Source organism: Streptomyces sp. NPDC053673 (genome assembly GCF_055585225.1).
The window spans coordinates 206,827-218,681 of the sequence record NZ_JBVJKN010000012.1; the positions used below are offsets into that span (position 1 = coordinate 206,827).

Annotated in this window: 9 protein-coding genes; 6 read left to right on the forward strand and 3 right to left on the reverse strand. The window is 70.3% G+C overall.

The annotated features are described in order from the left end of the window. Positions 1-2 precede the first annotated feature (2 nt). The 3 genes from pucL to ACZ6ZQ_RS19550 all read left to right on the forward strand — a co-directional run bounded on the left by pucL (position 3) and on the right by ACZ6ZQ_RS19550 (position 4,264). Positions 3-926, forward strand: coding sequence for a factor-independent urate hydroxylase (pucL, locus tag ACZ6ZQ_RS19540; RefSeq protein ID WP_469769749.1), 924 nt, complete (start codon positions 3-5; stop codon positions 924-926). A 243-nt stretch (positions 927-1,169) separates the two neighbouring features. After that, positions 1,170-2,561 (forward strand): 8-oxoguanine deaminase, encoded by a 1,392-nt coding sequence (locus ACZ6ZQ_RS19545; protein ID WP_469769750.1) that lies wholly within the window; start codon positions 1,170-1,172, stop codon positions 2,559-2,561. Positions 2,562-2,860: 299 nt separating this feature from the next. After that, positions 2,861-4,264, forward strand: a complete 1,404-nt coding sequence (locus tag ACZ6ZQ_RS19550) for a nucleobase:cation symporter-2 family protein (RefSeq protein WP_469769751.1) — start codon at positions 2,861-2,863, stop codon at positions 4,262-4,264. A gap of 49 nt (positions 4,265-4,313) precedes the next feature. Here the strand turns inward: ACZ6ZQ_RS19550 and ACZ6ZQ_RS19555 are convergent, their stop codons facing one another. The 3 genes from ACZ6ZQ_RS19555 to ACZ6ZQ_RS19565 all read right to left on the reverse strand — a co-directional run bounded on the left by ACZ6ZQ_RS19555 (position 4,314) and on the right by ACZ6ZQ_RS19565 (position 7,455). Next, positions 4,314-5,138, reverse strand: a complete 825-nt coding sequence (locus ACZ6ZQ_RS19555; protein WP_469769752.1) for a chitosanase — start codon at positions 5,136-5,138, stop codon at positions 4,314-4,316. Positions 5,139-5,839: 701 nt separating this feature from the next. After that, positions 5,840-6,637 carry a hypothetical protein gene (locus ACZ6ZQ_RS19560; RefSeq protein ID WP_469769753.1) on the reverse strand — a complete coding sequence of 266 codons (798 nt, stop codon included), beginning with the start codon at positions 6,635-6,637 and terminating at the stop codon, positions 5,840-5,842. A 197-nt stretch (positions 6,638-6,834) separates the two neighbouring features. Beyond that, the gene (locus ACZ6ZQ_RS19565) at positions 6,835-7,455 is read right to left on the reverse strand and encodes a TIGR03086 family metal-binding protein (RefSeq protein ID WP_469769754.1); all 621 of its coding nucleotides are present in this window, start codon (positions 7,453-7,455) and stop codon (positions 6,835-6,837) included. 146 nt (positions 7,456-7,601) lie between these two features. Between ACZ6ZQ_RS19565 and ACZ6ZQ_RS19570 the strand changes: the two genes are divergently transcribed. The 3 genes from ACZ6ZQ_RS19570 (at position 7,602) to ACZ6ZQ_RS19580 (ending at position 11,745) form a co-directional block, all read left to right on the forward strand. After that, complete coding sequence (locus ACZ6ZQ_RS19570) at positions 7,602-9,758, forward strand: hypothetical protein (protein ID WP_469769755.1); 2,157 nt, start codon at positions 7,602-7,604, stop codon at positions 9,756-9,758. 325 nt (positions 9,759-10,083) lie between these two features. Beyond that, entirely contained in the window at positions 10,084-10,677 is a 594-nt protein-coding gene (locus ACZ6ZQ_RS19575) for an NAD(P)H-dependent oxidoreductase (RefSeq protein WP_469769756.1), read from the forward strand. 111 nt (positions 10,678-10,788) lie between these two features. Then, entirely contained in the window at positions 10,789-11,745 is a 957-nt protein-coding gene (locus tag ACZ6ZQ_RS19580; protein WP_469769757.1) for a fibronectin type III domain-containing protein, read from the forward strand. The last annotated feature ends 110 nt before the right edge of the window (positions 11,746-11,855 follow it).

Here is an 11,855-nt window from a genome sequence, read left to right on the forward strand (position 1 = left end):
ACATGCCCACGATTCTGGGACAGAACCAGTACGGCAAGGCTGAGAACCGTGTCGTCAAGATCACGCGGGACGGCGACACCCACCACATCAAGGACCTGAACGTCTCGGTCGCCCTCTCCGGCGAGATGGCCGAGGTCCACTACTCCGGCTCGAACGCCAACTGCCTGCCGACGGACACCACCAAGAACACGGTGTACGCGTTCGCCAAGGAGTACGGCATCGAGTCCGCCGAGCAGTTCGGCATCCACCTCGCCCGTCACTTCGTGACCTCGCAGGAGCCGATCCACCGGGCACGTATCCGCATCGAGGAGTACGCCTGGGAGCGCATCGCGACCTCCGACGCCAACTCGAAGTTCATCGGCGCCGACGAGGTCAAGCACTCCTTCGTCCGCAAGGGCCAGGAGACCCGGGTCACCCAGATCACCTACGACGGTGACTCGTGGGAGGTCATCTCCGGCCTCAAGGACCTGGTCGTGATGAACTCGACGAACTCCGAGTTCTGGGGCTACGTCAAGGACAAGTACACGACGCTCCAGGAGGCGTACGACCGCATCCTCGCCACCCAGGTGTCCGGTCGCTGGCGGTTCAACTGGACCGACGACGAGCAGCGCATGCCGAACTGGGAGAAGTCCTACGAGCAGGTCAAGAAGCACATGCTCCAGGCCTTCGCGGAGACGTACTCCCTCTCGCTGCAGCAGACGCTGTACCAGATGGGCTCGCGGATCATCAACAACCGCTCGGAGATCGACGAGGTCCGCTTCTCCCTGCCGAACAAGCACCACTTCCTCGTCGACCTGGAGCCCTTCGGGCTCAAGAACGACAACGAGGTCTACTTCGCCGCCGACCGCCCCTACGGCCTGATCGAGGCCACGATCCTTCGGGACGGCGTCGAGCCGCGGATCCCCGTCGACATGACCAACCTCTGACGCGGGACCGACCATGGCCCCGCCCGCCCCTGACCTGGGCGGGGCCGTACCGGACAGGAGGGAACAGGTGGTTTCCTTGACACGTGTACGCAACGCGGGAGCGCCCGCGGCGGTCCTGCTCGACCTGTCCTTCCACCGTCCTTGCACCCTCTCGGCACCCACAGCCGCGCGGCTGTGGCACTCAAATCCTCCCAGGGTCCTGCCGTGCCCACACCGCCACTGAAAGACAAAGGACGCACCGCCATGGCAGCACCGGCAGCAGCCCCGCGCATCGTCATCGAGAACTGTGCGATCGCGACCGTGGACGCCGACGACACCGAGTACGCCTCGGGCCACATCGTCGTCGCCGGCAACCGGATCGAGTCGATCGGCGCGGGCAAGGCCCCCGAGAACCTGGAGAACGTGGTCCGCCGCATCGACGGCACCGGCCACCTGGTCACCCCGGGCCTGGTCAACACGCACCACCACTTCTACCAGTGGATCACCCGTGGTCTGGCCACCGACCACAACCTCTTCAACTGGCTGGTCGCGCTGTACCCGACGTGGGCGCGCATCGACGAGCAGATGGCGTACTCCGCCGCCCAGGGCTCGCTCGCGATGATGGCCCGCGGCGGCGTCACCACCGCCATGGACCACCACTACGTCTTCCCGAAGGACTCCGGTGACCTGTCCGGCGCGATCATCCGCGCCGCGTCCGAGACGGGCGTCCGCTTCACCCTCGCCCGCGGCTCCATGGACCGCAGCGAGAAGGACGGCGGCCTGCCCCCGGACTTCGCCGTCGAGACCACCGAGGGCGCGCTCGCCGCCACCGAGGAGACCGTCAAGAAGCACCACGACGCCTCCTTCGACGCGATGACCCAGGTCGCCGTCGCCCCCTGCTCGCCCTTCTCCGTCTCCACCGAACTGCTCAGGCAGGGCGCCGAGCTCGCCCGCCGGCTCGGCGTGCGGATGCACACCCACGGCTCGGAGACCGTGGAGGAGGAGAAGTTCTGCCACGAGCTCTTCGGCATGGGCCCGACCGACTACTTCGAGTCGACCGGCTGGCTCGGCGAGGACGTGTGGATGGCCCACTGCGTCCACATGAACGACTCCGACATCGAGGCCTTCGCCCGTACGAAGACCGGCGTCGCCCACTGCCCGTCCTCCAACGCCCGCCTCGCCGCCGGAATCGCCCGCGTACCGGACATGCTCGCCGCCGGTGTGCCGGTCGGCCTGGGTGTCGACGGCACCGCCTCCAACGAGTCGGGTGAGCTGCACACCGAGCTGCGCAACGCCCTGCTGATCAACCGCCTCAGCACCGTGCACCGCGAGCGTGCGCTCAACGCACGCCAGGCCCTGCGTCTCGGTACGTACGGTGGCGCCCAGGTACTGGGCCGCGCCTCGCAGATCGGGTCGCTGGAGCCCGGCAAGCTCGCCGACCTGGTGCTCTGGAAGCTGGACACCCTGGCCCACTCCTCCATCGCCGACCCGGTGACCGCCCTCGTCTTCGGCGCGGCGGCCCCGGTCACCCTCTCCCTCGTCAACGGCAGGCCGGTCGTCGAGGACAGCCGCCTGCTGCACGTCGACGAGGACGCCATCGCCCGCTCCACGCGGGACGAGGCCCAGCGCCTCGCGCGGATCGCTGCGCAGGCCTAGGGGGTGTCTTGTGGATCAGACCACGCGAGCGCGGCAAGATCCGCAAGACACCCCCTGACCCCCGGTAGTCCGGCGGAGGGGGACGGCCCTCGGCCGGCAGCCATGGACCCGAGCGGGGCCCGTGGCAGTCGTCACCGGGGGGTGCGTGCGCCAAAGGTACGCACCCCCCGGGGACGGTGAATCGAGTCGGCATCCCACCGGCATCTCTTTCTTGGGCGCACGCATCACCCCGCATCACCCGCACCACCTCCCTGACACCCACGTCTGAGCCGACGTGTCAAACGACCGGAGGAACCGCTGTGGCAGCCAAGCCCAGGTTTCACAACGACGCAGATGCCGCACCCGACGACCAGAAGCATCCGGTCGACGCGACACTCCCGCCCTTCAAGATGGTCACCAGCGGTCTGCAGCATGTGGCCGCCATGTACGCGGGGGTGGTGGCCCCGCCGATGATCGTGGGTCCCGCCGTCGGCCTCAGCGCCAAGGACACCGCGTTCCTGATGGGCGCCAGTCTCTTCACCGCGGGCATAGCGACCCTGCTCCAGACCCTCGGGTTCTGGAAGGTCGGCGCCCGCCTCCCGTTCGTCAACGGCGTCTCGTTCGCCGGAGTGACCCCGATGATCGCCATCGGCAAGGACCGTGGCTACGACGGCATCGCCGTCGTGTTCGGCGCGATCATCGTCGCGAGTGTGCTGGGCTTCGTCCTGACCCCGTACTTCTCCAAACTCGTACGGTTCTTTCCGCCCGTCGTCACCGGCACCGTCATCACCCTGATCGGTGTCTCCCTGCTTCCCGTCGCCTTCCGCTGGGCCCAGGGCGGCAACGCGGCGGCACCGGACTTCGGCTCGATGAAGAACATCGGCATGGCGGCCCTCACCTTGGTGATCGTGCTCGCGCTGAGGAAGCTGCTGCGCGGCTTCCTGCAGCAGATCGCCATCCTGCTCGGCCTGGTGGCCGGCACGCTCATCGCGATCCCGATGGGCATGACGAGCTTCGAGGCCATGCGCAACGCGGACCTGGTCGGCTTCCCGGCCCCGTTCCACTTCGGCGCCCCGCAGTTCGAGATCGCCGCGATCATCTCCATGTGCATCGTGATGCTCGTCTGCATGACCGAGTCCACCGCCGACATGCTCGCCCTCGGCAAGATCGTGGACCGGCCCGCCGATGAGCGGATCATCGAGGGCGGACTGCGCGCCGACACCCTCGGCAGCGCGATCAGCCCGCTCTTCAACGGCTTCATGTGCAGTGCGTTCGCCCAGAACATCGGCCTGGTCGCCATGACGAAGGTGCGCAGCCGCTTCGTCGTCGCGGCCGGGGGCGGCATCCTGATCCTGCTCGGTCTGTGCCCGGTCGCCGCCTCCGTCATCGCCCTCGTCCCCCTGCCGGTCCTCGGCGGCGCGGGCATCGTCCTCTTCGGCTCGGTCGCCGCGAGCGGAATCCAGACCCTGGCCACCGCCGCGCTGGAGAAGGGCGAGAACGCACTGATCGTGGCGGCCGCCGTGGGCATCGGGCTGATCCCGATCGCGGCGCCGGAGTTCTACCACGCCTTCCCCAAGGATCTGCTGGTGGTGCTCGACTCGGGTATCTCCATGGGGTGCGTGGTGGCGATCGTGCTGAACCTGGCCTTCAACCACCTGGGCACCAAGGCCCGTTCGCCCGAGACGCAGGCGGAGTCGGAGCCGGAGCCGGTACCGGTTCACTGACGCGCGTACGGCGACGGCGTTGTACGACGCCGTCGCCGTACGGCCTTGTTCAGTCGATGTGGAAGCTCTCGCCGTAGACCTTCCAGTCCAGCGGCGTGTTCAGGTTCAGATTGCGCTTGTTGAGGAAGACCCGCTGCGCGGTGTCCACGCGGCTGGTGTCCTCATGGGCCTCTTCCTGCTTCATCGCCCAGACACGGGCGTCGAGGAAGGCGTGGAGGTACGTGACCTCGTCACCGCCCTGAGCCGGCGGCCTGGCCTTGGTCAGGGCCCGCTTGCGGATGTTGCTGAAGCTGGTGCTGTCGCCGCCGTCGCCGTGCATGACGATGGCGTCGTAGTAGATGAACTGGCCCAGGACGCCGATGCCGTCGCTCTTGCCGCGCTTGACCGCCGGGTTGAAGTAGACCCGGTCGCGCTCGTCGTTCTGGGCCTTCTTGAACTCGGCGTCCCGGGCGGCCCTCTTCCAGTCCCGGGTGAAGTCCGGATCGAGGCCCTCGTGCGAGTCGGTGCCGTCGACCCTGCGCAGAGCGGGGAGGTACGGGGCGAGGACGTTGTCAGGCTTGCGGTCGGTGTAGAGCTCGACCAGATCGAGCATGTCGCCCGTGCCGGAGCAGAATCCGATGATGCCGGCCGTGTAGCCCCGGCCGTCGCCGATGTCCTCGATGTACTTGTACTGGGCCTTCCAGTCCAGCGAGGAGTTCTCCGCGCTGGACACCAGCTTCATGGCGATTTCCTTCTTCGCCGGGTCGTCGAGCCCGGTGGCACGTACGTCCTGCGCCGCACCTGCCGTGCCCGGCAGAGCCGTGACAGCGAGCCCGAGCAGGGCGGTGGCGAGGACCGTACGTCGTGCGATGGTGCTTCGGTGGGGGGCGTGCACCTGTGACCTCCAAGGGGAGTTCATCGCTTCGGTGTTCTCGGTGTTCTCGGTGTTCTCGGTGTTCTCGGTGTTCTCGGTGTTTCTCTCGGTGTGCTGGGTGGGCTGGGTGTTGCTGCTGCTCCAGTGCTCCGGTGTTCCCCTGCTTTGTTAGGAAGCTTTCCTATCAGAGCATCGGGAGGCCCGTACACCCCTGCCGTACGGCGGAATTCGGCCGTACTCGACGGACGGTTCCCGCTGGGGGACGGGCCAATTCCGACGCCCTGAGAAGGGCTGCCGGGAGCGGGAGTTCAGTCCAGGTTTCAGCCAAGGAGTTCGAACGAGGAGGTCTGCCGCGGGAGCTCGGCCCAGGAGCCCGGCGCTGCCCGCCGGCTCCTGGCGCGGCTGCCCGTCGAGGCGGTGGCGCTCGAATCGAGGAGCGCCGGTGGACCTGCCAGGGGGAGGGCCGCTCCGGCCACACTCCACGGAAGAAACCGCTAGGGCGCGATGCGAAAATAACGCCGTCCGCCCGGAGGGCGGGGCCCGCGGCGTCTGGTGCGTGCGATCGCAAGGCGATGGGGGCACCTCCCAGGCGCAGCTCTGGGGGAGATCATCCTCGTACTGGACGTACGTGGATGACTCCGACAACGCAGCGTGGGGGCACCTCCCGTGCCCGAAGGGCTACGGGGGAGTGCGTGCCAGGCGTCGCGTGCCAGGCGGGACTTTCACAACACGCCCAGGGCCGACCGCAGGGTCACGCCGTACCGACTGCGCAGCCGTCGTGCCTCCCACACCGAGAGGGCGGTCACCGACAGCGGACCGCCGAGCAGGAAGGTGTAGAGCACCTCCGGTGGCGCCGCCACGTCGGCGTCGTCGAAGAGCTGAAGGGCGAAGAGCGACCACACCAGCAGCGGGGAGAGCAGGGCCGGCAGCAGCTCGTGGACGTCCGCGGTCCGGAAACAGGAGTTCAGTCCGTTGACGGCGGCCACCAGTGTGAAGCCCGCCGCCGCGAGGAGGACGACGGCGCAGACCACGGCCGCCGCGACGAACAGCAGCGCGATCACAAGGCCGCTGATCAGCGTGCCGGCGGTGTCGCCGAACAGGCCGAAGAAGAAGTCGTGCCGGCCCACGTCCGAGGTCGTGACGATGTCGCCGCCCAGCGCGGCCGTCATCAGCCAGCAGACGCCCGCTCCCAGAGGTATCGCGGCCAGCGCGCGCAGCGGGCCGCCGACGCGGCTTGCGTACATGCGGCCGAGAGGCGGCCGGGCCGAGAAGACAAAGGCGCCGACGCCGATGATTCCGGCCACCAGCACGATGACGCAGCCGATGACCAGCTCCTCCAGCTTGCCGAGGACGAACTCCTCACGACCCTTGCGCAACGGGTAGGAGAGGAGCAGCCATGCCATGGCCACCAGGCCCAGCGCCGTGCGGCCGTGCTGCAGTCGGGTGATGACCGGGTCGTGAATGCGGTCGGGGCGGGAGGGGCGCGTCAGTACGGCAGCCGTCGCGAGAGGACTGGGCATCGTGCGTATGCGAGTGATCAGACGCTGACGGGTGGTCAACGTGGCCAACTGGGTCCCCCGGAACGTATTCATGTGTGTCGCTGTGCGCTCGGCTCGGCAACAGCCGCCCGTCACCTTAGCCGATCATGTTCGCGTCACGGCCGGCCGGCTGTATGCGGCGCCGAGGGCGATGCCGAGCGGCAGGCGCCCACGTCGGCTCAGGCCACCCCGGGCGTCCAGTCCGGTCGCCGTCCGCTGAGCCCGATGACCCGGTCGAGCAGCGGTGCGTCATCCGGTACCGGTACGACCGGGCCGAACATGCCGCCGCGGCCCGGGTCGTCCGCGGCCGGGGCCATCAGGGCGTACGACACCTGGAGGCCGGCCTCGTCCGGGGCGTAGTCCTGGCCCGTGGCGCGGGCCAGGTCCCAGCCGTGGACGAGGAGCTCGTTGAGGGCGACCCGGCCCGCGATCGCGGCCGGGAAGGTGATCCCACCGGCCTGGGTGTCGCCGTCCCAGGCGCCGGGCTCGCGCCAGGCCGTCACGAGCTCCTCCAGAACGCGCGGCAGCTTCGTACGCCAGTCGTCGTCCAGAACCCACTCGACCGTGCCCGGGTCGGTGCCGGTCGTCGGGCCGAAGTCCTTGCGCGCGGCATCGCGGAACGCCACGGACAGCCCCACCACATGGGCGAGCAGTTCCCGTACGGCGTACTTCGGACAGGGGGTCGGGTCCCCGAGCCGGGCGTCGTCGATGCCCCGCGTGATCCGGTCCACGCCCGCGGCGACCGGTCCCAGGTCCGGGGCGCTCGTCGTGTTCATCTTGTTCCTCTCGTTCGTTCCCATGACTGGCAGACCTTCGCGTGCGCGCAAACTCATCGCCGGCCGCTCCGCCGTCCGGCATACGACCAGTGACCAGAGGTTTCCTCCGATCGGGCTATCCGCTCGCGCCAGGGCGGGCAGCGCCCCGCGGTCGCCCGTACGCTCCCCGGGTGACGCGTACGACTGCCCTGAACACCGGCCTCGACGACTTCCTCGCCTGGGCGCGGACGGAGCGGGGAGCCGCTCTGCCCGTACGCCCTGCGGACGCCGTGCTCGCCCTGCTCGCCCTGCGCGGTGCGGACCGGAGGGCGGGCGTGCCCGAACCGACGCCGGAGCTGCTGCGGCGCGTGCTCCATGAGGACGTACCGCTGCTGCTGTGGGCCGCCCCGCCCGAGCTCGCCGCAGTCCGCGACGTCCTCGCTGCTCTCGCGGACTACGTTCGCGCGGCGGGCCGGCTCAATGCCAAGCGCCATGCCCGCTTGCTGGCGGCCGTCGACGAGGCCCTGCCGGAGTTCGAACGGGCGATGTCAGACCCGCGGAACCTCACCTGGCACCGCTGGTACGCGTCACTGCTGCGGGCGGACGGTGTCGATGCCGACGATGCCGACGCCGTCCGGACCTGGCTCGCCGCGCTGGACGCCGCACCGCGTGCCGACCGCCCGGAACTCCCCGATCCGCTGCACCGCTCCGACGTCACGGCGTGCACGTTCGCGTCCCGCGTCCGGCTGACCGAGGCGCTGCTTGCCGCATTCGCCCACGACATGGAACGACCGCCACCGGCCGGGCCCCTGCTGCCCGCCACCCCCGCCCTCTCGGCCGACCGGCCGGAAGAGGCGCTCACGGCCGAGCTGGAGAACCTCGCGGCCGCCCTGACCGACCACTGGACCGCCGAGGGGCTCAGCGCCGCGCTGGCGGGGCCGTACGAGGGTCTGGCCCCCGGCCCGGAGGCGCTGCCCCATGTCGTCCTGGCCGACCGTTTCCTCGACGAGCATCTCGACTACTACGGCGACTCCGCCGTCCCGCTGCCGCCGCCGTCCGCACTGCCCGCCCCCGACGAGATCAAGGCACTGCTGCACGCCGCCCCGCTGCCCGCGTCGCTCGCCTCGGGCGCCGACGAGGTGCGCGACCTCGCCGAACAGTGCGGACTCCCCGGCCCGGCCACCGCCGTCTGGACCGGTGGAACCCCGCAGGAACTGACCGAACTCGGCGCGGACATCCTGGCCGTGACCGTCGATCGCATCGCCGCCGGCCCCGGCCCGGGCGAGGAGCTGCGCGGGGAGCCGGGCGAGGAGCCCGGCGAGGTGTACGCCCTCGACGCGGCGCACGTGCTCTACGCGCTGTACGAGCGCGGCTGCACTCCCGACTCCGTGGCGCGGAAGGCCTCCGACCACGCCGACTGGAAGATCTCCCCGGAGCTGGAGGACGCCCCCGTCCCGGTCCCGGACACCGCGCCCGCCGCGTACACGACGCCGCCGCTCGACGAACTCGCGGCCCTCCTCGGCCTGCCCGAGCTGACCGAGGCCGACCGCTCGGAGCTGGAAGAACACGCCCGCGCCCTGGTCGGCGTCGTCGACCAACTGGCCGGCACCGGCTGCGTGTTCCGTACCGGCGACGCGTACGGCCTCACCCCGCTCGGCAGCGCCGTCGTGCGCCACGTCCTGGCCGTGGGCCATGTCGCGGCGCCCGACGACCGGTCCGTCGTCGCCTGGGACGCCGCGCAGACCGTCGCGGCCGTCCAGTACTGGCCCCCGGCGATCGCCGCCGCGGCCCTGTCCTCGTGGACCACGGCCCGCGGCGCCACGGACGCGCCCTGGGGCGAACTGCTGGCCGCCGTCTCGGCCGGTTCCCCCGGCCTGTCCCTGTCCGCGCTCTTTGCCGCGCTCGACCTCGCCGGCATCCCCGCGAGCGTCCTCCGCCCGGCCCTCACCGACCCGGCCACCGGCGCCCACGCCCGCCTCGTCCTCCTCAACCGAGGGGAACCCGCCTCGGAGGACATGGTCCCCCTCAGCGCCCGGGCGGCACTGCTCCTGGAAGACCTGGACCTCCACTGGAGCGAGGACATGCGCGCCTCCGTCGCCTCCGCAGCCGAGGAACGCAAGCCCGAGGCGCCCCCGGCGGCCCTCCTCGACGCCTTCGACGAAGCCGCCTCCACCTGGCCGGGCGGCGCAGCGTCCCTCATTCCGGCCCTGGCCACCACCGACCCGTCGCTGTCCCTCCGCGTCCTGGAGGGCCTGCGCGACCGTCACCCGGACAGCGTGGTCCGGGACTTGGCGGCGCACGCCGCGAAGACCGTGAGGACGGCGGGGCGGGGGAGGACGCGCCGATAATTCGCAGGTCGGAATCCCACCTCGTCCCGTAACGTGCCGGACCGGGCCCGAAGAGCCTGAATCGTCTGAACGGGAGAGCCGGCGGTGCATCGACCACGTATCTGCCCGCGCATGGCCGGCTCTCGATCCGGGCCATGCCGAAGCCGCGAACCGTGAGCTGGTCCGCCTGCGGGACGGGCGCGGACCACAGCCGCGCGCTACCCCGAGCGACCGCCTTGAGCGATCGCCGCCCCACAGCAGGTCGGCGGTGTGCTGTCGTATCCATTCCATGAACTCCGCAGGGAATGAAGGCCGGTGACGGCCTGTAGCGATCAGGGAGCGAACCATGCGTGTAGGCGTCTACCTCGCACACCCACGGCCGGGCAGCTTCAACCACGCTCTGTTCGACGCCGTGGTGCACGAGCTGCACGGGCGAGGGGCCCAGGTCGTCGCGCACGACCTCTGTGCCGAGGGCTTCGTCCCGCTCCTGTCCGCCGAGGAGACGGACACGGTCCGGCCGGCATCCCTCGCGCACGACCCGCACCTGGCTCTGCACCGGGCCGAGGTGGCCACCCTCGACGCCATGGTGTTCGTCCACCCGAACTGGTGGGGCATGCCGCCGGCCGTCCTCACGGGTTGGGTTCAGCGCGTGTTCGTGCCGGGTGTTGCCTACAAGCTCGGGACCGCGGACGGGGAGCCGGCCGGGCTCCTGAAGGCGGGCCGGGCGCTCGTGCTGAACACCTCGGACACGCCCGCCGAGCGTGAGGAGAGCGAATTCGGTGACCCGCTGCAGGCGGTCTGGTCGGCATGCGTGCTGCCGTACACAGGAGTTGCCGACGTCCGCCGGGTCGTCTTCCGTACCGTCACCGACTCGACCGATGAGCAGCGCGCGCTCTGGCTGCACCAGGCACGCCAGGAGGCCGCCGCGCTCACGGTGTGACCGCCACCGGTGGTCAACCGCGCACGCTCGGGTGCGCGCGGGCTCTTGCCGGGCGTGACCGACTGTGCCATACAGGTCTGGACCATTGCTCCGTCGGACGGAGGCAGTCCGGTGCAACGCCCCCTGCGATTCCTCCTGTTGATGTGCGCGGCGGCGCTGCTGCTCGCCGCCTGTGGTGGTGAGCAGCAGGCGAAGGACACCCGCAGCCCGTCCGCGCCGGGCGGTGTCACGGCACAGGCCGGCAGCTCCACTTCCGTACACGTCATGTGGGAACGGTCCGCCGATGACCGCGGCGTCACCACGTACGAAGTCTTCCGCACCGGCACCAAGGTGAAATCCGTCCCCGCCACCAAGCACATGATCGACGTCGACGGTCTGACGCCGTCCACCGCGTACACCTTCACGGTCCGCGCCCTCGACGCCGCCGGCAACGCCTCGCCGCACAGCGCGTCGATCCCCGTGACGACCCTCGCCCCGGCAGCCGAGGACAGCCGCCCCCCGAGCACCCCCGGCCTCCCCAAGGGGAGGGTTGAGGGAGCCCGCTCGGTCATCCTGACCTGGGGTGCGTCCAGCGACGACACGGCCGTCACGTCGTACGACATCTACCAGGCCGACTCCCGCATCCACACCGTCCCCGCCACGACGACCACCGCCCGCATCACCGGCCTGCGGCCCGGCACCGTCTACACCTTCACGGTCCGAGCACGCGACGCGGCGGACAACTCCTCCCCGGACAGCGCGACGCTCGACCTCACGACCGCCTCCGCCCCCGGGGACGGCCCGAGCACCGCGCCGACCCATCTGAAGGCCACGGTCCGCAAGGGCGCCGTGGACCTGACCTGGACCCCACCGAAGACGGGCGCCCCGGTTACGGAGCACCAGCTCTTCCTCAACGGCAAACTCGCCACGACCATCGTCTGGGGCGCCCAACCCCCGCCCGGACGGGCGCACTACAGCTTCACCGTCACCGACAAGCCAGGCACCCGCTACTCGGTCAAACTCCGGGCGAAGCTCCCGGACGGGAACTGGGGGGACTTCTCGGCTCAGCGCACGGTGGCGGTCGGCTAGGGCGTGTTGCGAAAGTCCCGCCTGGCTCGCGACGCCTGGCACGCACTCCCCCGTAGCCCTTCGGGCACGGGAGGTGCCCCCACGCTGCGTTGTCGGAGTCATCCACGTAC